19 protein-coding genes are annotated in these 20,377 nt (G+C 39.9%); 2 read left to right on the forward strand and 17 right to left on the reverse strand.

Annotated elements, in window-relative coordinates; all coding sequences use genetic code 11:
- Positions 1-135: 135 nt before the first annotated feature.
- Positions 136-1,386 carry a carbohydrate-binding domain-containing protein gene (locus RYK12_RS06845; protein ID WP_314847988.1) on the reverse strand — a complete coding sequence of 417 codons (1,251 nt, stop codon included), beginning with the start codon at positions 1,384-1,386 and terminating at the stop codon, positions 136-138.
- Positions 1,387-1,614: 228 nt separating this feature from the next.
- On the opposite strand from RYK12_RS06845, the gene RYK12_RS06850 reads away from it, so the two are divergent.
- A complete protein-coding gene (locus RYK12_RS06850) occupies positions 1,615-2,391 on the forward strand; it encodes a polyphosphate polymerase domain-containing protein (protein WP_314847990.1) in 777 nt (258 codons plus the stop codon).
- Positions 2,384-3,067, forward strand: coding sequence for a DUF4956 domain-containing protein (locus tag RYK12_RS06855; protein ID WP_314847992.1), 684 nt, complete (start codon positions 2,384-2,386; stop codon positions 3,065-3,067). Before RYK12_RS06850 ends, RYK12_RS06855 begins: the two co-directional genes overlap by 8 nt.
- Before the next feature lie 151 nt (positions 3,068-3,218).
- On the opposite strand, the gene RYK12_RS06860 is transcribed toward RYK12_RS06855, so the two are convergent.
- From RYK12_RS06860 to RYK12_RS06935, 16 genes are all read right to left on the reverse strand, one after another.
- Positions 3,219-3,776, reverse strand: coding sequence for a sugar O-acetyltransferase (locus RYK12_RS06860; protein ID WP_125393804.1), 558 nt, complete (start codon positions 3,774-3,776; stop codon positions 3,219-3,221).
- Between the two features lie 95 nt (positions 3,777-3,871).
- Positions 3,872-4,729, reverse strand: coding sequence for a VOC family protein (locus RYK12_RS06865; protein ID WP_125393803.1), 858 nt, complete (start codon positions 4,727-4,729; stop codon positions 3,872-3,874).
- A 261-nt stretch (positions 4,730-4,990) separates the two neighbouring features.
- Complete coding sequence (locus RYK12_RS06870; protein ID WP_314847997.1) at positions 4,991-8,098, reverse strand: LPXTG cell wall anchor domain-containing protein; 3,108 nt, start codon at positions 8,096-8,098, stop codon at positions 4,991-4,993.
- Between the two features lie 161 nt (positions 8,099-8,259).
- Entirely contained in the window at positions 8,260-9,579 is a 1,320-nt protein-coding gene (locus tag RYK12_RS06875) for a glycosyltransferase (RefSeq protein ID WP_314847998.1), read from the reverse strand.
- A gap of 200 nt (positions 9,580-9,779) precedes the next feature.
- Positions 9,780-10,658 (reverse strand): glycosyltransferase family 52, encoded by an 879-nt coding sequence (locus RYK12_RS06880; RefSeq protein ID WP_314848000.1) that lies wholly within the window; start codon positions 10,656-10,658, stop codon positions 9,780-9,782.
- Positions 10,655-11,359: an acylneuraminate cytidylyltransferase family protein gene (locus RYK12_RS06885; protein ID WP_314848001.1), complete on the reverse strand. Its 705-nt coding sequence runs from the start codon at positions 11,357-11,359 to the stop codon at positions 10,655-10,657. The genes RYK12_RS06880 and RYK12_RS06885 overlap by 4 nt, the downstream gene beginning before the upstream one ends.
- Before the next feature lie 240 nt (positions 11,360-11,599).
- Complete coding sequence (locus RYK12_RS06890) at positions 11,600-12,235, reverse strand: glycosyltransferase (RefSeq protein ID WP_314848004.1); 636 nt, start codon at positions 12,233-12,235, stop codon at positions 11,600-11,602.
- 26 nt (positions 12,236-12,261) lie between these two features.
- Entirely contained in the window at positions 12,262-12,393 is a 132-nt protein-coding gene (locus RYK12_RS06895) for a hypothetical protein (protein ID WP_314848007.1), read from the reverse strand.
- Positions 12,394-12,774: 381 nt separating this feature from the next.
- Complete coding sequence (locus tag RYK12_RS06900; RefSeq protein WP_314848009.1) at positions 12,775-13,971, reverse strand: CAP domain-containing protein; 1,197 nt, start codon at positions 13,969-13,971, stop codon at positions 12,775-12,777.
- Between the two features lie 135 nt (positions 13,972-14,106).
- Positions 14,107-15,144 (reverse strand): aldose epimerase family protein, encoded by a 1,038-nt coding sequence (locus tag RYK12_RS06905; protein WP_314848011.1) that lies wholly within the window; start codon positions 15,142-15,144, stop codon positions 14,107-14,109.
- A 357-nt stretch (positions 15,145-15,501) separates the two neighbouring features.
- A complete protein-coding gene (locus tag RYK12_RS06910) occupies positions 15,502-16,668 on the reverse strand; it encodes an SIS domain-containing protein (RefSeq protein WP_314848014.1) in 1,167 nt (388 codons plus the stop codon).
- Positions 16,669-16,754: 86 nt separating this feature from the next.
- Positions 16,755-17,159 carry a PTS sugar transporter subunit IIA gene (locus tag RYK12_RS06915; protein ID WP_314848016.1) on the reverse strand — a complete coding sequence of 135 codons (405 nt, stop codon included), beginning with the start codon at positions 17,157-17,159 and terminating at the stop codon, positions 16,755-16,757.
- Positions 17,160-17,162: 3 nt separating this feature from the next.
- On the reverse strand, positions 17,163-17,984 hold the full coding sequence (locus RYK12_RS06920; protein ID WP_070842459.1) for a PTS system mannose/fructose/sorbose family transporter subunit IID: 822 nt from the start codon (positions 17,982-17,984) through the stop codon (positions 17,163-17,165).
- The gene (locus RYK12_RS06925; RefSeq protein ID WP_314848021.1) at positions 17,971-18,876 is read right to left on the reverse strand and encodes a PTS mannose/fructose/sorbose/N-acetylgalactosamine transporter subunit IIC; all 906 of its coding nucleotides are present in this window, start codon (positions 18,874-18,876) and stop codon (positions 17,971-17,973) included. Before RYK12_RS06925 ends, RYK12_RS06920 begins: the two co-directional genes overlap by 14 nt.
- Before the next feature lie 26 nt (positions 18,877-18,902).
- Complete coding sequence (locus tag RYK12_RS06930) at positions 18,903-19,379, reverse strand: PTS system mannose/fructose/N-acetylgalactosamine-transporter subunit IIB (RefSeq protein WP_000156970.1); 477 nt, start codon at positions 19,377-19,379, stop codon at positions 18,903-18,905.
- On the reverse strand, positions 19,376-20,377 hold a 1,002-nt coding region (locus RYK12_RS06935; RefSeq protein ID WP_314848024.1), incomplete at its 5' end, for a beta-galactosidase. The genes RYK12_RS06935 and RYK12_RS06930, both read right to left, overlap by 4 nt.

The raw sequence follows: 20,377 nt of genomic DNA on the forward strand, positions 1-20,377 counted from the left end.
ACTGAGGAGAAAAACAAAAACGGGTAACCTAACAATTGTACATTTGAAAGCTACGATTATAAAATCCCTCGTAACATATCAATTTATCACCCATATAAAAAGATAGCCATTCTAATTGAATGCTATCTTTTTTGTTTATCCTTGTCCACCAGGGGCTGGACCGCCAGGACCACCATTTCCTTGAGGTCCTCCATTTGGTCCACCGCCTCCAGGCATAGAATTGACAATATCAGTTTGTTTTTCGCCGTTAATGTAAATATCCCCACCTGTGTAAGTTGCTGTTCCATCAAAGTCAAAGCCTGATTGTCCTATTAATTTAATAGTTCCACCTGTAACCGTTATATTTCCGTTTGAGTCAATTGGATCTGTGTCACCTTGACCGACTTCTACAGTTAGATTACCACCTGTCATGGTAAAGTAAATATCACTTTGCTGGGCATTTTTATTAGCTGCATTCACCCCATCATCTGTCGAGTAGACATTGATATCGCCACCATTAATCGTAATGCCTTTTCCTTCAATTCCTTCAGTCGAATTCTTGACTGTGTAAGTACCGCTATCAATCACTAGGTTACCAGAAGCGTGAATGCCATCATCCCCTGCTGTGACTGTTATGGTATTGTTCGCCAAATACATATTGCCGACAGTCATATCGTCATCATTATCAACTTTAACACCATCTTCCTTGGCATCGATGGTCATAGTCGTACCAGTGATGTTGAGTTCATCATTGACATTAAAGGCATCGCCAACTGATGTGATGTTAAAGGTTCCACCCGTGATATGGAGGGTGTCATTTGCCTTGATGGCATTGCTTTTCTTTCCATCTACATTGAGAGTTCCTGAGCCATTGATGGTCAAATCAACCTTAGAAAAGAGAGCCGCATTTGCCTTTTCATCACTGTTAGAGCTTGAGTCTGAGAGACTATTGGTGGTTCCCTCTGCCAGAGTCAGGTAGACATGACCGGCTGATGTCGCAGAAATTGCTGCATCTGTATTGGTCATGCTTGCACCTTTGAGAACAAGTTTCACATCATCAGACTTATCAGCTGCGATTTTAATTTGCACACCGTCAGACTGACCTGAAATGACATAGGTACCTGCTTTTGAGATGGTCACCGTTGAGCCAGAAACTGTCACACCATCTCCAGAGACGTTTGCAGATGAGCCCGATAGCTCAATCTTAGAAGCTGTGCTTTCATCATAAGAAGTGTCGTAGTCCTTTTCTGTAAAATAAGAAGATTGACTGTTTTTAGCTGAAGTTGTGATGGCAGTAGTATCTGCCGCTGCAGTTGTACTTGACTTAGTCGTTGACTGCCCACAAGCTGTCATCAAGGTCAAAGCTGTTAAACTGGTTAAGATTAGAGTCCATTTTTTTGATTTCATACTTTTTCCTCGTCTTCCTTTAGCTTGAGCTTAGTTTACAGGGGAAGTCTGAAAAAAATCTAAACTTTTTCTGAAAGTTTTCTTAAGTTCAGTTTCAGTTAAGTTATCTTTAACAAAAGTTTTAGGAAAATTCCATAGACTAATTACAAGCAAGTTCAACTTGCCCAGACACACCTATCTTCTAATAAGATAGTGTATTAAAATAGTTTGATAAAGGAGACAGGATTTATGAAACCAATTGAAACAAGCTTTAAACGAATTGAAACCAAATATGTCGTTGCCAAGGGCGACTTGGCTAATTTAATAGAGGACTTAAAAATATACCTTGTCGAGGATGATTATCCAACTTCGACCATTTCCAACATCTACTTTGATACAGAGCAATTTGATATGATTCAGGAGGATGGCCAGGGTACTAAGCGCAAAGAAAAGATTCGGATGCGAACCTATCTCAGTCAAGTCCAGCCTGATAGTCAGGTGTTTTTAGAAATCAAATCCAAGGATAGAACTGGTGTCGGACGAAAATATCGTCTCTTGTCGACTCCCCAGTCTATCACCCGGTTTATGATCAAAGGGCAGCTGGATAGCAGCATCAAGGACCAAATGATGATTGAAAAAATCCAGCAACTCCAAGAAGAATATCAGCAAGCCATCATCCCTCGTATGTATATCTACTACGACCGCTTTTCTCTCAAGGAAAAGAAAGAAATTAGCGGATTTCCCTACAATAAAATTCGTGTCACCATTGACCAAAATCTAACCTATCGTGATGATAATGTCAGTTTATTTTCAGGAAAGGACGGTTTCCCTCTATTAAACGAGGACATTGTCATCATGGAAATTAAAGCACCTGGTAGAAAACCCCAATGGCTACAAGATATTCTCGACCAATATGGACTGGTAGAGCAGAAATTTTCAAAATACAGCTGCGCCTACCACAAGTCTCAGGGGCTGGACTATAGCCCACGACCAAGCACAGAAAGTGTAGGTACTACTTATGTCTAATCTTTTTAATTCTATTTTCAACGATACAACTGCCACTGCAGACCCTATCCAGCTCTTTCTAGCTCTCTTGGTCAGCCTGATTTTAGGTTTGGCTCTGACCTGGGCTTACAAACACCGTACCCTCTATACACGGGAATTTGCTGTTAGTTTGACCCTACTCCCCTGCTTGATGACCTTGGTCATCTTTCTGGTAAATGGCAGCCTAGGAACCTCTATCGCTGTTGCAGGAACCTTTAGCCTCATTCGTTTCCGTTCAGCTACCAGTGGCTCACGGGAGCTAATTGCGATCTTCCTTGCCATGATTATCGGGCTGGCAGCAGGGACAGGCTACCTAGCTCTAGCTATTCTCTTCACCGTCTTTATCTTAGCAGTATGGCTTCTTTTAGAAAAGCAACAAAGCAAGAGCAATCACCAACGTCGCAGACTATTAACCATCACAATTGCCAACCAAGAAAAGCAACTCCAAACTATCCAATCTGGGCTATCACAATTCTGTACTGAGTTAGACCTTATCTCGATTGATACCAGCAATGATGGAGAACAGGTCACCACTGTCTATGAAGTGGATTTCAAGGCTCAAACCAACGACTTTCAAATCATCAATTACCTCACTAGAGAACAGGATACTTACCAGGTTTCCCTGACCAAAAATGCTAAGAAGAGAAAGAATTTGTAAAACTTCTAGCGTGAAACCTCTCAAAAAGCTAGGTAAACACTCAATTGAAAAAAAGTTAATCTAATTTATGATAAAAGGCATCATATCAACGTTTTTTAAACACCTGATATGATGCGCTTTTCTTATCTTAAAAACTTTTTTACCAATCTCTTTATTTAACAGGTATCTCCTTAATCACACGCGCAGGATTACCAGCTAGGACAACGTTGTCGCCGAAGGACTTGGTGATTACAGCCCCTGCTCCAGCAACAACATTATTGCCCAGTGTTACTCCAGGAAGGACAATGACACCTCCTCCAGCCCAGAAATTATCTCCGATAGTAATAGGCTTGCCGTATTCAACACCTGAATTACGTTCCTGCGGGTCCAATGGATGGAGGGGAGTCAAGAACTGACAGTTGGGACCAATCATAGCATTGTTCCCGATGCGAATCGGACAAACATCCAGCATGGTCAAGTTCCAATTAGAATAAAAATTTTCCCCTAGATGGATATTGACTCCATAATCGACTACCAGTCGTGGATTGACAAAGATATTTTGTCCAGTCGAGCCGAACCAAGTCTTGATGATTTCGGCTCCCTTTAAGGGATCTTCTTCCTTGTTAAAAGCAGCCTGTTTTTGGCGAGAAGCCTGAGCCAAGGTCCGCAATTCTGTATCCGATGGACGGTAAAACTCTCCTGCTATCATTTTTTGGTATTCGCTAGTCATAGCACTCTTCTCCTTATTCCCTACTATCATATCAAATTTTCTACGTATCTGACTAGAATAAGGGGTACTTTCTACAATTGATCCTCTGATTGTCATCATATCCTGTCTAAACGAATACTGGTCACAATTCCGTCTTGGTCTGTGACTTCCAATTGGCTCGATGTCAGCCACTTGATTGGTGCATCAACTTCTTGTGCTCGCTGCGCAATCGTTAACAGTTCTTCTTTACTAGCGACCTCAATGACATAGTAGGCCAAACCTGGCAAGCCTTGCTTACGCGGAGCTAGGCCTTTTCCTCCCCATTCATTGACTGCTAAATGATGATGGTAATCCCCAGCTGCAATCCAACTAGCGCTAGGCACACTGAATTTATCCTTTAACCCTAACACCTTTTGATAAAACTGGCTGGACTTTCGACTATCCTTGACGGAAAGATGAATATGCCCCATTCTCGTACCTTCTGCCAAGATAAAGGGTTCTACTCTTTCCCCCAGCTCATAAATGTCCTGCGCCGCAAGAGCCTCCGTCACTCCGATAATGCGTCCGTCTTCTCGAATATCCCATGTGGAAACCGGCTTATCTCGATAGAGTTCGATCCCATTTCCCTCCAAATCCTCCAAATAAAGGGCCTCACTGTAACCATGGTCTGCACCGCCGACAAGAGGAATCTGTAAATCTGTCAGGTGTTTCAAGACATCAGCCAAATCCTTTCGTGTCGGCAAGAGAATAGCCAGATGGTAAAATCCATAATGTTCCCTTACTTCACCGCTCTCTTGTGCTTGAATCAAGTGTACCAAATCTTTACCTCCAAGTCCCAGAACGACCTCTATCTCAGTTTGAGATAAGATTTCTAAACCAATGATTTGCTGATAAAAGGCTGTTTGACTGGCTAAATCCTTTACATTCAAAACTACCTCTGCCAAATAAATGTGGCTCTGGTATTCATAGGTCATAAATATTTCCTCTTTTATTGTAACTTTAATTATTACAACTATTATATAACTTCCATTAAGAAAGTCAAGCCAGACAACTTATAGATGATGATTCTGTCATCTTGTCTATATGAGACTAAAACAAGAAAATCTACAGAGATTTGACAATCAAACCATTGAAAAATTTTTACCAACTCTAAGATGACTCTCATCACAACCCCAAAAGAAAAGGAGCAGATATGATATCCTACTCCTTATTCATATCAGAAAATCTAATTCAAATTAGTCTTCTTTTTTCTTGCGAGCAAGAAATCCAAATCCACTCAAGACACCTAAAAGTCCAAGTGCTGCTAGACTAGCATTGTCTTCCGTACCAGTGTTCGGAAGTTCAGCTTGTCCTGTTTGAGGTACCTCTTCCCCAGATTCTGAGTGTTTCCCATGAGATGACTTGTCCTCTTTTTGGGCAACCGCTTCATCTTGATGAGAACCTTCTTGTTTTGTAGGTTCATCAATCTTAACAGAATTTGACTGAAGGTATTCTTGATCCTGTGGTTTCGTTACGTCATCACCTATTAACTCAGTATATAAATGAGTAACAATACCATCTTTTTCATGGGTCATTGTATATCGATATTTCTTACCATTTTTCGATATGATATCAGATTTAGGAGCCAATTTACCAATTTGAATTGGAATGAGCTCTTCATTTGATCCAATAATAATATGGCGAGTAATCAATAATGGAGTTACAGAATGAACCGCTGGGTCACCTTTTTCACTAATGATACCTTCTGGTAATGCTGGCTGTACTTCTGGCTCACCTTTCTCACTTACAACTCCTTCTGGTAATACCGGCTGTACTTCTGGTTCGCCTTTTTCACCTACAACTCCTTCTGGCAACGCTGGCTGTACTTCTGGTTCACCCTTCTCACTTACAATTCCTTCTGGTAATTCCGGCTGTACTTCTGGTTCACCTTTTTCACTAAAGTATTCTAAAAAGTCATAAATAACTGTTTTTTCATTTTCATCAACTGTACCTATTTCAGGCGCTGAAGTAGCACGATGTCCTTTGTAAATATAGCTTTTTCCGTCCTTTTTGATGACCGTATATGCTTCTGGAGGAATTGAAGTGTAAGAATCTCCAATGGATGCTTCTTTCGTTAACTGTTTCTCCATCGCTATTTCGGTATTCGTTCCTTCAATCATGTATTTTTCGAAGATATTTCCAGCTGTAGCTAATTTGTAAACATAGGTAATTTCAGTAGTTCCTGAAACAACTTTCCCTGTTTCTGTAGGAGAGCCTGTTTTCAGTCCTACTAGTTTATATTTTTTACCATCTTTGGTTATTTCTTGTAGTTTTACCGTTGTAGCATCATATGAAACCTCTTTGTTTGTTGTCGTTGGTGTTCCTACTACTACTTTTTGATTATCCTTATTTAAGTAATATTTAGTTTCTGTAGAAGATATCACTGCATCTTTAACAACATCTGTACTTTCTTTAATAGAAGTTCCATCTGCTAATTCATACTTAACAATGACACTACCTTTACTCTCAGTAGTTTCTGTTTCTTCCTTAGCGTAGATGTTTTTAACATTAGTTAGTTGATCACTAATATGGTAAGCACGGGTTGGTTGGTATAAGTCGTAATAATGAATTTCACTATAAATAGGCTCAGATATTGACGCATGTTGTTCATATTTCGTAGGTGCGGCAATTCTATATCGAACTCCATCTTTTTCATATTCTTTATATAATTGGCCTAATCCATATTGATATCTAGTATCTTCACTATAATATTTCGAACCAAAATAGCCAAATCTATAAGCTAAATAAGTTTTTTCTGGTTGATTAGAATCATCATCTTCACTAGGATAATAAGAATCTGTACTCTTATCTCCTAGTTTAAAATCTACATTTACTTCAAACACATTTTTTACAAAATTTGCATTTGTTGGAACTTGGTCGACATACTGAATTGCTTTATGAGCCTCTTTAAACTTCGTGACATTTGCTTTTTCACTCTCGTAGTTAGCAGTGTCTTTAAACTCTTCAATATTTCCAACAAATTTTGGTTCTACTTTATCTCGAGAATTTTTCCATCCTACTGTAATTTCTTTTTCGCCAAACATTTCTTTTAGCTTAGTTATATATTCTGTCACATCGTTATATTTTACAAACTTTCCGTTTTCTCTTATATAACCATTAAACTCCTGATGTACAGAATAAGTAGGACGATTCTTATTATCTACTGCATTTTTATTTGTTAATGTAACCTTATAGATTTCTTCCCATGTCTTTTCTTTTTCAGAGTTAGTGACATCTTCGTCTTTTAAATCTCTTAATCTCTCATCTAAAAGATTATTTAAGCCTTCCTCTAATGCTTTCTCATTAAAAAATGCACCCGCCGTATACGCTTCTTGTTCCGTTGCTGTAGAAACAGATTCTTTTAATGCTACCTCATTTTTTTCAACAACTAATATAGTATCTCCTTCCTTAATTCCACCATCAGTTGTTATATTTTCTTTTGTAAAATCTTTAGCATCATTTTCACCTTGTTTAAATGTTTCAACAGCCCAAGAATCATTGGCTGTAGTTGGTTTTGTAGCTAAAACATACTTTCCGTATTTTCCTTCATCTATTTCCGATACTAACCAAACTCGACTACCTTCTTTAATATTGTTATAGCGAATACTTCCATCTTCATTATGCAAGTTTCCAGGATTTGCATGTACTGTAATATCATTGAAAGTTGTTTCCTTAGCAGTCCCCTCGTGTTTATCTACTTCTGTATCAATCTTATGATATTTTTCTCCGTTCTTTTCTAAAACTTTATCAGCTTCTTTGATTTTACTTAAAACATCATTATTTAAATTTGCTACATTTCCTTCATAACGTTTGCCAAAAAGTCCACGAATTTTATAATCCATAGTAGTACTAGAAAGGTGTTTATCACCAACAGGAATTTCTACATCAGATTCTTCTTTTAGAACTTCACCTTCTTTTGTGACATAAGAAATTTTTGAATCCTTAAAGTTATCTTCACCTTGTTTTTTTATAGTCTCTTTTTCAACTCTATCTAAATTATATTTTGCATTACCTTCATTCTCGCGATGATTTCTTTCATATCCATCTTCTGTCCCCGCTGCATGAAAATTCAAACCATCAAACACATGCATTTTCGGCATTGTGTAGCTACCAGTACCATTACTCAACGTTTCCATTTCCACATTATCTTTCGCAGATGTTATTGTGCTTTCTTTTGGTTTATTTGCAGCATCTTCTGCCAACACCGGACTAGCTCCAACAACCATCATCCCTAGTAAAACAGAAGCCACTCCTATTCCTTTGTATTTACGTAATGAATATTTTTGAATTGTATCTTTTTTCATAAGGTCTTTTCCCTTTTATTTCTTTCTACTCATTATAAAAAATTATACTAACTATACTAGTATATCACTCTTAGTTTCCTTTATCAAACAATTATACATAAAGGAAATTAAAAAAAATAGATAATAAGATATCCAATAAAATCTCATTATCTATTTCATTTTTAGGCGTTCATGAGTGATAAATATCTCTTAGAAACTTGTTCTTTTGAATATCGATTCACAAACTTACTTGTATTTTCTAGCTCGATTTCTTTATCGGTCTCATATAAACACTTGATAAGATGCGCTAACTCCTCTGGTGTATCATATAAGCAAATATCTGAGTTCTTAGATGCATAATATTGATGAGCAATTTCAACATTAGAAAGCAAGGGAATCAATCCAAAACTCATGGCTTCAACGCAGGCATTGGCAAATAGTTCCTTTTGGGAAGTTGAAATATAGCCATCATGTTCCCAATACGGTACCTCATCTACATATCCAACAACATGAATAGTAGATGGCAAAGTCGGATACTCTTCCTTCAATTTATCAATATCTCCGCCATATAAGAATACCTCTACAGGAATTCCTTCTTGTTCTAACTTTTTAAAGGCTTCTATAATCCATTCTACTCTTTTTACTTTCGTCATATTCCCTACATAACAATAGGAACTAGGCTTTCTTCTTTTTAATACTACTGAGGAAACTTGAGGTGCAAAAATCGGTGGCATAAATTGTGCGTGATACCCTAAATCTTGCAAGATTGATGTTAATACTTCTGAAGCTACTAAATATCTAGTTTTTCTTCTTAGATTATGAGCTGGATTTAGCAATACATTGTCATGGATATATTCCCAATAGAGACGGTTTGTGTTTTCTACAAAGCGCCATAATTTGGGAGTCACCACGTTATGTTGATCTCGAATTAAGATGTCTTTCTTATCTGTAAGACTGATTAATACCTGAATCAATAAGTCTTCGTAGGTTAACCATTCTCCATCTTTATAATATAAATAATTGTCCTCCATCATATAAATGGGACTTGGTTCTTCTCTTGGCTTATAATACCGTGCCCGCATCGCTGTCGAACCATCTCGATTTAACCATTCCAGTTCTTCTTTTTTATTTTTCTTTAAATATAATCCCGAAGTAAAATATAGGGTTTCTTCTTCTAATTCAATGCTAGCCACAAATCCATTAATTACAGTCATTTTCCCATTAGGATACCTATCAATGATATCAGAAGGGCATACACTTAATTCATCATGACCAATATCTGATTGATAATGGCTTACACTCACTAATTCATCCCTTTCAAAACCTATTTGTTCATAGCCTGCCTTCCAATCGGGTCGAACTTGAGGATGGGTTAAAATATATAGATGTCCCCAACCTAAATAATCTGCAATTTTCTTTCTGGATAATTGGGATGATTCAAATCCATATTTTCTAACCTCTCTTTGCCAGAGCCCTGGATGTATTGTAACCATTTTAGTCATAACAATCTCCTATCATATACGGTAACCTTTGCGACTCATTTATCTGTACTTGTTTGTCAGAAAGATTTACTAATCTGAATTATATCATATGAACCATACTTTTACTAGATTCTATCAATAATACCTAACATCTACTTAATACCCCAATAAAAAATCCAAGCTAGTGCATGGATTTATATTTCCTAATATATATATTTATGCTACCAGCCAAGTGAAACCCTTTCAAACTGACAACCCAATCGTCGCAATTCTTTTTGCCTGTTCTCATAGTAGGGGAGGGAAATGCCTGTGATGGTTACATGGGGCAGGTCTTTCAAATGGAGGCTGACTGATGAGGTAAAATGATAGACCTGAACAAACTCGTATTCTTGAAAGAGTTGGGCTAGAACATCTTCAAATATCAGCTCCGTCTCCAAGTAAGTTACGTTTGGAATTGTGAAGGTTTCCTTGGGATGAGGTAAATAGATGTCAATGGCCAAGGCCTTGGCATAGGTACTGATAAAGCGGATGGAGATTTGGTCATCCTCTTCAGAGAACTTTTGACCCAGCAAGACCTTAACCGTCTTACCATTTGAAACGGGTGCTTGGGGCAGGTCAAAAAAATGCTCCAGATAGACTAGCTTTTCTCTAGTCACGACATGGTAGTCACTGCGATAGAGGGTATAGTGCTTTTCCGTCCACTCAATCAAGTCATCTCTGGTCAAGCCCAAAGAACCCACCTGACTGGGCTGAAGAGGGAGGGCATACATTCCCAAAGGGTAAATATCCGCATAGCCATCATCAAAACTCATGAGGTGATGGTAGGTCGAACTAGCAACCAAGTCCAAAATCAAGCTATTGTCAAAACTCGCATAAAAGATGGTTTCATAGTCTCCGGCCAGCTCCTGACAAATCTGAGCCAAGTCCTCTGCATCCTGAGGATAGTGAACATGGTCAAAATCCTTAGCATAATGCTCCTGGCGAGCATTTTTTACAGGACTGACATAAAGGCTAACAAAGTCCTGATCAGGATAGAGTCCCTTGATATGCTGTGAAATCTTGGCCTGCAAGGGCGTTGTGGCAATGATGAGGTGTTTCATCTCTTTGATTCTCCTAGGTGGTGATGTTGCAGCAGGGTCTCAACGACTTCAAAGTCCAAGGCATCGTCGATATCATAAGAATAGAGTTTGGGCATTTCATAGGCTGCTGTCTTATCTGTGTAAAAGGTCTCATCTCGTAGGTAAAGGTTCTTGCGAGAAATCCAGATACTCCCGTTGGGATAATAATAGACAGGCTCTTTCTGCCGAGCATAGTGCTTGGAAACTTGAGGCGGACGGATAAATGACGACTCCGCCAACTGCAAGTAAAGACTACGACTCTTGTCCGCCTTAACACAGGAAATCAGATGGTCGGCCCCAGACTGACAGTAGAGTTGATAGGACTCGACGAGGTGCTCCACCTCTCTCAAGGGTGAGGTCACCTGTAGATTCACAAAGACCTGATCTTCCTCAAAGGGCTGTAAAAAGTCTCGTAAGGTTTCTAAGCTAGAGGTTGTTGATAGGGCTAATTCTTTTGGTCTATGGACACAACAAATCTCTGGATAGGCTTGACGACAGAGTTCTAAATAGGCTAGAGAGTCTGAGGAAACCCAGATGTCACTAAATAGCTTGGAGACTAGAGCGACTTCGATGGTATAGAAAACCAAGGGTTTGCCTGCAAGCAGTTTGATATTTTTATCCACTAAGCCGCGCGAACCCGAACGAATCAAAATGACGGCTATGGGTTTAGATTTTGCTTTCATATAGTCTTCCTTTAGTTTTCTATTGTATTGGACTAGTAAGAAAAGCTAGATTGATCAACTTACAACATCCTAGAAGTTCCTATCTAATAGTTCTCTATATATTTGAGCTACTTTTTCCAGAGAATAGCGAGAGGCTAAAGCTAGATTTTTTTCATTTAATAGATGAAAATCAGGCTGCTCCATCTCTTCTATCTTTTGAATTAACTCTGATTTGGTTTTAAACAAGTTGATGGCATTGGACTAGCTAGCATAAAAACGATGGGCAATCTCCACATCTGATAACAAAGCCAGCAATCCTTGATTGAGGGCTTCAACACAGGCATTAGCAAATAACTCTGTGTAACTTGCAGACAGATAGCATTGGTGCAGATGATAAGGCACTTCGTTAACGATACCTTTAAAGTGAATGGTTGGCGGAAGATCATATTGATTCTGTAATTCTGCTAGACGTTCCTCTGAGCCGCCATAAAAGGTAATCTTGGCCTTAGAACCACGTTTATAGAGTTCGATAAAGGCTTCAATGACAAGTTCAACGTTCTTGCCTTCTCTCATATGACCCACTAGGCAATAGTCCAAAACAGGTCCGATTTTTCTTAGCTGACCCAATTTTTCTGTAAACATTGGTGGTAAAAACTTGGTGTCATACCCTTGTTTCGCCAAAGTATCAGTCAACACTTCACTGGCGACTAGATATTTGTTTGCCTTGCGCAGATTGGCGAGGTGTAAGTCTCGCATGACATTTTCATGGACGACTTCATAATAATTTTTATCCGTATTTTCCATATAACGCCAGAGACTGGGTTTGGGTACGATTTGTTGATCACGGATAAAGAGGTCGGTTTGCTGGGCCCATCTGGCTAAGAACTTAACCAGCAAGTCCTCTTCAGAACGGATTTCTCCTCCTATGCGGTAGATGTATTCTGGGTAAAATAGTAACAGGAGAGGGTTCTTTGAAGGGATCGATAGACTTGGGTACTCTCAAAACCATAGCGATAGATTTCCTTGGCTGGATGGATGCTGACGATTCTCGACATGCTACACACTCTTTCTCTCTAATTTATTACTTACAGACGAAAAACAACCCTCACAAAAAGGCGAGGGTGGTTCATCCATTACAATGCTTGGGGATTTCCTAGCAAGTTCCCCCTCAAAAGGACTTTATGCTATTCTATCACAAAGACCAACCATCTGCAAGATAGACTGCCTTAGACAGGATAGCTTGGGGGAGTTTTCTTATTGTTTATAAATCGATTCTCTGAAATCATCTGTGCTACGTAGATAGGCATTGTAAATTTTTTGTTTACAACTTTCAAGAAAATGGAGAAGGTAAACTAGCCTTCCCCATTTTAAGGTTATATCATTTTGCAACTTTGTTGTAAAAAGCTATTGAAACAGACTATTTGTTCATTAGTTGCCTAGTTTACCCATTCACCATTACCATTTACACGGTAACCATGTGGTGTTGTTGTGCTCACAGCCAAAGCTCCAGAATCGTAGGCATAGTACCAGTGCGGTCCGACTTTAAACCAACCTGTCTTCATGATACCTGCTTCGTCAAGGTAATACCAAGTGCCATTTTCCTTGTACCAGCCTGTCTTCATAGCTCCTGAGCCATCAAAGTAGAACCATCTATTTCCGTCTGTACCCCAGCCTGTAAACATAGCACCTGAGCTACTCAAGTAATACCAGCTACCATCTACTTTTACAAATCCAGTTTGCATGACACCTAGGTCATCCAAGTAGTACCATTTACCATCCGTTTTCACCCAGCCTGTCTTCAGATCACCAGACTCATAGAAATACCATTTTCCATTAGATTGCACCCAACCAGATTGGTCTGAACTAGAAGTTCTAAATTCTTTCAGCGCTTTTTCTACAACGACTGCTTTACTTTTAACTGTTGAAAGGTTTGAGGAGGTCACTTCTGTATACTGAATAGCAGGACCATATCCACCAGCCAATTCCTCTGAAGAAGCATCATCACCTAAAGCTAGAGAAATCGTTGCTACTTTCTGAGAACTAGCTGCATTTTTAAAAGCAGCGAGCCCCACATAGGTAAATTTAGAATTGATCAAAGCCTCATAATAACCTGTAAATTCTTTAGATGTTCCACCCTTCTTTTTCGCTACATAATTCGCCTTCTCAGCATGCCAGTTTTCAATTGCTTTTAGAAAACCTTCATAGTTCACATCTAAAGCTTCTCCTCTTATACTATTACTAGATGGAAAAGCAGTCCAGATTTCTTTCGTAGAAAGACGCTCAGGTTTCAGAGTTACTGACACCTCAGTAGCTCGTACAAAAGCAGTTTTCTCAAGATCAGTAGACCATTTGATAGGAACATACTTATCTACCAAACCTTCATCAGCTGCTTCCTTACGAATCTTATTAATCGCATCCAAAATAGTTTGTTTATTTGGGGTTAAAAATTCTCCCTTAATCCCAACCAAAACATTGCCACTAGAGGGATTTAGCACTTCTGAGCTCAAGACATTTTCATTTCTACCATCTGCAGATTGTGTTGCCACCAATCTGTCATTTGCAAAAACATCATTTGTCAAAACTGCTCCAGCTAAAGTCAAAGCCAAGGCGCTAGCAAATACAATTTTCTTCATTTTTTCTCCTTTTATCCTTTAGATAGGACAGGTATTTTCAATATTAAATTATATCATATTTTCCTACTCTTTGCCCATTTCTACTAATGTTATAAGGTAAATACTATTCCCCAAAAAGTAGAAATTCCTATCCTTTTATTTCACAACAAGCTCATAACGTGTCTTGCTTGTAAAGGTTTGACCGGCTTTAAGAATGACTTGGTCTTTGAGGTCGCTGTGAATGGCATCTGGTAAAGCCTGCGCTTCAAGGGCAATCCCATTGTGCTGTACCATGGGCTGACCTCCTATGATGACACTCTCATCCACAAAGTTTGCTGTGTAGACTACAAAACAAGGAGCCTCTGTCTTGAAAAGCAAGAAGCGACCTGAGTTTTGGTCATAAAGGAAACCAGCATTGTCATGACCTGCAGGAAGAGCAAATGGATGATCTAAACCAGACACAAGTTGGATTTGCTCATCTTCTTCTGCAAAGATATCCTTCAACAAAGCTCCATTGTAGATGTGTTTAACCACATCACGAGTAGCATCTGGAGTTTTGACAGGAACACCGTCGGGAGCGATTGGATAAATGCCCTCTGTGTTTAGTTGGAAGACATGACGGTCAATCGTCTGCGTGAAATCACCAGACAAGTTGAAGTAGCTGTGATTAGTTGGATTGACCAGCGTATCCTGATCGGTCGTTACCTTGTAGCTGATTTCATAGGCACCAGTTTCTTCTAAGTGGTAACTGATCCAAATCTTGAGATTCCCAGGAAATCCCCCTGTCCCATCTGTACGCTCTGTGTAGAGGGTCAAGCCATGGTCGCTCACTTCAACTAGTTCAAACAAGCTAGAATCCCAACCATTTGAACCACTGTGGTTGCAGTTGCTAGCATTGTTGACTTCAAGGTCATAGGTCGTACCATTTAGCTCAAATGTCGCACCTGCAATACGGCCTGCCACGGGACCCACACTCGCTCCATGCTTAGGACTATTGCCTACATAGCTATCAAAGTCATCAAAGCCCAAAATAACGTTGGCAAAATTTCCAGCCTTGTCAGGTGTGACATAGCGCAAGATGGTCGCACCATAAGTCATAACTTCAAGTTGGTAGCCACCGTCAGTTTCAAATCGATATGCCAAAACATCTTGTCCCTCAACATTTCCAAACACACGCTCTGTGTATGCTTTCATTCTGTTCTCCTTTTACTATTTCTCTCAAGCAAACAAACCATAGAAAGCACCTTGACAATCTATGGTTTGCCTGATGATATACAAATCCTCTTGTCAAGAATTCATAAACACTGTCTTATACTCAATGAAAATCAAAGAGCAAACTAGGAAGCTAGCCACAGGCTGCTCAAAGCACTGCTTTGAGGTTGTAGATAGAACTGACAACGTCAGCTCAAAACACTGCTTTGAAGTTGCTGGATAAGACTGACGAAGTCAGCTCAAAACACTGTTTTGAGGTTGTGGATAGAACTGACGAAGTCAGTAACATCTATACGGCAAGGCGACACTAGTATGGTTTAAAGAGATTTTCGAAGAGTATTACTTTTGATATTCGTGGATGATAACACCTTGTACCACACGGTTTACTGTACCTGTAGGAGACGGTGTATCTGGTTTATTTTCTACCTTGAGTGAAGTCAATAGGGCAAAGAGTTGGGCATAAACTATGTAAGGGAAGACACGGTAAATATCATTCAAGACACCGCCACAACCAAGGGCCACTTCTTTGACATTTTCAAGACCAAAGGCTTGATCACTCAAAAGCACAACACGACGAGCAATCTGGTCACCAGCAACTTCACGAACCAAGTCCAAGTCGTACTTACGAGTGTAGTCTGTCGTTGTACCAAAGACCAAGACAACTGTATCTTCGTTGATCAGAGATTTTGGACCGTGACGGAAGCCAACTGGACTTTCATACATGGTCGCCACTTGGCCAGCTGTCAATTCCAAAATCTTGAGCTGAGCTTCATGAGCAAGACCAAAGAAAGGACCAGCGCCTAGATAGATGACACGGTTAAAATCTAGGTCAACAAGTTCTTTGACATCTTCTGCATCGTCTAGAATTTTACGGGCAAGACTAGATACAACTTCAAAACGTTCAGCTTTAACAGCAAATTCTGTAGGATCAAAGACCAAGAGAGCTGTCAACATCATAGACGTAAAGCTAGAAGTCATGGCAAATCCAGCGTCATTAGAGGCAGCTGGTTGCAAAAGCAAGAGATTGCGGTCATCACCATGGGCTTGGAGAGCCAATTTACCGTCCGCTGCACAAGTAATCGTCACTTGATAAAGCTCATCCACCAAGGCTTTTGCCAAATCAACAGTCGCCACACTTTCAGGCGAGTTCCCACTACGAGCAAAAGACACAAGGACAGTTGCCACATCTTTTTTCAAATAAGTTTCTGGATTGGCAACGATATCTGTTGTCGCAATGGCATTGAAATTCCACTTGCGTTCGTCATAGGCTTCCTCAAAGTATGGTACCAAGGTATCTCCCACATAAGCAGAAGTCCCAGCACCTGTCAAGATAACCTTGATATAGTCATGTTTATCAGCAATCCCTTGTAGGAAGGCTGCAATTTCTTCACGTTTTGCTTGATAAGATTCAAAAGCTTCTTTCCATACATCAGGCTGTTGGTAGATTTCACGTGTAGTGATTTCTGCACCCAATTCGAGCAAGTCTTCTTTTGTATAATGTAGCATTGAGTTCCTCTTTTTCTATTAAATATGGGAATGGGAGTAAGCCCCATTCCCATGTATATTCTATATAAGTTGTTCTAAGTCACATCTTATTCATCTTCGTCATCATCGAAGCCTGCTAACAGGTCATTAACTTTCACAATGCTTTCTGTAGCACGGTTTTTATAGTCCGCATCTGCACCTGTAAGGCTAGCATTGATAAATTCAATCACCATTGGAAGATTCATCCCTGCGTAAAGTTCGATGTCACGACCTTCCATAATCAAACGGCTTACCACGTTACATGGTGTTCCACCGAGAAGATCCGCAAAGACTAGGAAATCATCCAATCCTTCAATAGCAGCTTCAAATTTCGCAGTAAATTCTTCTGGGCCATCTTCTGGAAGAAGAGGAACTGCATGAATATTGTCTTGTGGCCCCATAATCATTTCAGTGCTACCTTTAAGTTCTTCACAGAAACGACCATGACTCACCAAAATTAATGATTTAGCCATAAATTATGCGCCCATTCCAAGTAAGAATTTACCGATGAATGAAAGACCTAAGGCAAGAGCAATGATGATACCAATTGCTTTTGTAGAGTTCATACCTTTCTTACCAAGCAACCAGAAGATAAAGGCAGTAAAGATTGCTGGAAGCAAGCGTGGGAAGATTGAGTTCAAGATATCTTGGAAGTCAATCATCTTTTCACCGATTGGCAATTTATAAGAAACTTCAAAGTTGATCATTGTTGCTACAAGAGCACCCATCATGAAGACACCAAGTACAGATGCAGCGTCAATCAAAGCTGTCAAAGTACTTTGCATGTTGTTGATAAGGTTAACCCCTTCTTTGTAGGCAAATTCCAACTGTTTCCAACGGAAGATGTCATACGCTACTGCAACTGCAATCCAAAGGAAGATACCCCAAGGTTGGCCAGCGATAGCCATAGTTGCTGCGATAGATCCCATGATAGCAGGTACAAGTGAACCAAAGATAGTATCTCCAAGAGGAGCGAATGGTCCCATCAAACCTGTCTTGATACCGTTAACGGCATCTTTTGAACCTACACCATCTTTTTCTTCCATGGCAAGGTCAAAACCAGCGATAATTGTGTGGAAGAATGGTGAAGTATTGAAGAATTGAGTATGAACTTTCATCATTTCTTTCAATTCAGGAGTTCCATCCCCATACATTTTACGCAATTGAGGCAAGATCATGTAAAGGTAACCAGAAGCTTGCATCCGTTCGTAGTTCCAACCTAATTGGAAAGTAAACAAGCTACGTTTGTTGATTTGATTAAAATCTTCTTTTGTAAGTTTGTAATTAGAATTCGTCATCTTCGATTTCCCCACTTTCTGATGGTGTAGAAGGTGCTGCTACAGCTACTTTTTGGCTATTTTTGAAGTGAAGCACTGCAAGGAAGATACCTACGATAGAGATACCGATCATAGACAAACCTTTGAAGTTGTTCACGAAACCAATTTTTTCAGCAACATCTTTCGGTAGAGTACCTACGATACCAGCAACAGCGCCACCAAGACCTGTTACATATGAGTAAAGAACAGTCAACATAGCTGTCAAACCAAATCCCATTGCAAGGTAGTGAAGGTTACGTTTAACTGGAAGGTAACGAAGCAAGATTGCAAATCCAAGACCTGGAAGCATACGACCTGCAAGTGTCAAACCATCCGCAACCCATTTGTAGGCTTCAACTAAGTCTACTACTGATTGTACGAAGGCACCACCAAAGGCAAGCGCGAAGAAGACTGGAAGGGCACGAGATAAAGCCCAAGGAATCGCACCAAGCAAGTAGTTGCGTTCGATACCTTTGTAATCAAAGCGGTCGATTGCAGCATCAATACGGTGTGCGAAGAAAGTAGTTGTCATACGTCCAAGAACGTCGAAGTATGTTAAAAGTGCTGCTACTGGTACAGCGATTGTTGTAATCGCAAGGTCTGTATCAATTCCTTGTGAAACAGAGAAGGCTGTTGCAAGAACCGCACCAGAAGTTGCGTCGATACGAGAAGCACCACCGAAGGTACCAACCCCAAGAACGAATAACTGCAAGCTACCACCGATAAACAAACCAGTTGTCACATCTCCCATGATTAAACCAGTAATAAAACCAGCAAATACAGGGGAACCTGCAGATGAAACGATCGTCAACTCATCACAGATTTGATAAGCTGAGTACAAAGTGAGAAGTAAAATTTGCCACCATTGTATCATAACAATGACCTCCTAAAAATTTTTTCCTATTTTAATAAGCTCAAAAAGTCTGAAATTGGATCATTTGGAACCATTTGAGCAGTAAGTTTAACACCTTTTTCTGCCAGTTTGTGGAAGTCTTCCACATCCTTATCCACTACGTTGATAGAACGTGTGATGGCACGAGTTTCTGGTGTTTGAGACATATTCCCAACATTGAGGGTTTCCAGTGGTACACCTGCTTCGACCAAGCCAAGGAAGCGGTCTGGTTTACGAGCCACGATAAAGAGACGTTGGCTATCGTATTTTCCAGCAAGAATATTGGCTGCCGCTTTCTCAATTGGCAAAATACTCAATTTTACACCTGGTGGTGTCGCTAGTTTCAAACCACTCTTTTCAACGTCGTTGTTGACAACTTCGTCATCTACAACCATAATACGTGAAACATTTAGTTTTCCAGCCCAAAGATTGGCTACTTGTCCGTGGATCAAACGTCCATCGATACGGCATCCTACAATTGTCATAAGTTTTCCCCCTTTATGTGTTTTAGTGTAGGTTTACGAGTTAAATAAATCTCTTCTTTATATTCACCTTCTGTTTCAAAGATAATGATGCGGTTGGCACCTTCCTTGAGATAGCTATGAGGGATATAAAGCGAGAGGGTTGGGCCGACGTTCCAAAAACGTCCTAGATTCTGCCCATTGACAAAGGCAACTCCCTTACCAAACTCAGACAAGTCTAGGTAAGTATCTTTTGGCGCTTGGACTGTAAAGTCATAAGCGTAAAAGGCTGGTTGTCCTTCTGTCCATCCTTTTGAAAAATCAATTTTCTCAGGATTATCTAGTGGGAGTGGATAGTGTTTCCAGTTTAGTAAGAAGTGTAAATCCTTACAAACCCCTGTCCGAATTCCCTTACGTTGCGTATCTGCTAAGAACTTATGTCCATAGTTGACACGCCCCATATTTTCTACCAAGATATCTAACCTAGATAGCGCTTTCTTTTTGCCTTGATAAAAAATATCTTCTCCAATCTCTGTCTGATATTGGGTTTCGACCCACTGACCATCGACATAAAGCTGAGCCCTATCTCGACCGTCAATGATACGAAGTCTTTCTTCTTCTGCATCCCAGTTTGTTTCTGTTCGATAGAGTAGATAGCCATAGCTTTGTCCCAACTCCTCCATCTTTTTAGGATAAAGGCTTTCTACAGGACTAGATAAGCTATCCAAGGTTTCAAACAAGGAAACTTTTTCAACTAGTGGAATAGCATCCAACTCCATACTCTCTTTGTAGAGTGGTTCCAACTGCGGATACTCTGGGAAATGTGTTGCCATCATCTTCTTGACTGCCAGATATTTGGCAGTTGGATTTCCTTCCTCATCTAGAAGGGCATCGTAATCATAAGATGTAACTTGTGGCAGATCCAAGGTTCCTCTAGCCGAGCAACCATTCATGAAGCCAAAGTTTGTACCACCGTGGAACATGTAAAGATTGATGGAGCCTTGTTCCAAAACCTCTCGAAC

Origin of the sequence: uncultured Streptococcus sp. (assembly GCF_963518475.1) — a bacterium.
GTDB lineage: Bacteria > Bacillota > Bacilli > Lactobacillales > Streptococcaceae > Streptococcus.

What these genes read in the sequence shown, in the direction of transcription:
- RYK12_RS06925 (WP_314848021.1), bottom strand. Translation starts at nt 18,876, where the DNA reads ATGATACAATGGTGGCAAATTTTACTTCTCACTTTGTACTCAGCTTAT.
- RYK12_RS06870 (WP_314847997.1), bottom strand. Translation starts at nt 8,098, where the DNA reads ATGAAAAAAGATACAATTCAAAAATATTCATTACGTAAATACAAAGGA.
- RYK12_RS06885 (WP_314848001.1), bottom strand. Translation starts at nt 11,359, where the DNA reads ATGAAAGCAAAATCTAAACCCATAGCCGTCATTTTGATTCGTTCGGGT.
- RYK12_RS06930 (WP_000156970.1), bottom strand. Translation starts at nt 19,379, where the DNA reads ATGACAATTGTAGGATGCCGTATCGATGGACGTTTGATCCACGGACAA.
- RYK12_RS06920 (WP_070842459.1), bottom strand. Translation starts at nt 17,984, where the DNA reads ATGACGAATTCTAATTACAAACTTACAAAAGAAGATTTTAATCAAATC.
- RYK12_RS06860 (WP_125393804.1), bottom strand. Translation starts at nt 3,776, where the DNA reads ATGACTAGCGAATACCAAAAAATGATAGCAGGAGAGTTTTACCGTCCA.
- RYK12_RS06900 (WP_314848009.1), bottom strand. Translation starts at nt 13,971, where the DNA reads ATGAAGAAAATTGTATTTGCTAGCGCCTTGGCTTTGACTTTAGCTGGA.
- RYK12_RS06845 (WP_314847988.1), bottom strand. Translation starts at nt 1,386, where the DNA reads ATGAAATCAAAAAAATGGACTCTAATCTTAACCAGTTTAACAGCTTTG.
- RYK12_RS06915 (WP_314848016.1), bottom strand. Translation starts at nt 17,159, where the DNA reads ATGGCTAAATCATTAATTTTGGTGAGTCATGGTCGTTTCTGTGAAGAA.
- RYK12_RS06895 (WP_314848007.1), bottom strand. Translation starts at nt 12,393, where the DNA reads ATGTCGAGAATCGTCAGCATCCATCCAGCCAAGGAAATCTATCGCTAT.
- RYK12_RS06850 (WP_314847990.1), top strand. Translation starts at nt 1,615, where the DNA reads ATGAAACCAATTGAAACAAGCTTTAAACGAATTGAAACCAAATATGTC.
- RYK12_RS06865 (WP_125393803.1), bottom strand. Translation starts at nt 4,729, where the DNA reads ATGACCTATGAATACCAGAGCCACATTTATTTGGCAGAGGTAGTTTTG.
- RYK12_RS06855 (WP_314847992.1), top strand. Translation starts at nt 2,384, where the DNA reads ATGTCTAATCTTTTTAATTCTATTTTCAACGATACAACTGCCACTGCA.
- RYK12_RS06880 (WP_314848000.1), bottom strand. Translation starts at nt 10,658, where the DNA reads ATGAAACACCTCATCATTGCCACAACGCCCTTGCAGGCCAAGATTTCA.
- RYK12_RS06905 (WP_314848011.1), bottom strand. Translation starts at nt 15,144, where the DNA reads ATGAAAGCATACACAGAGCGTGTGTTTGGAAATGTTGAGGGACAAGAT.
- RYK12_RS06875 (WP_314847998.1), bottom strand. Translation starts at nt 9,579, where the DNA reads ATGACTAAAATGGTTACAATACATCCAGGGCTCTGGCAAAGAGAGGTT.
- RYK12_RS06910 (WP_314848014.1), bottom strand. Translation starts at nt 16,668, where the DNA reads ATGCTACATTATACAAAAGAAGACTTGCTCGAATTGGGTGCAGAAATC.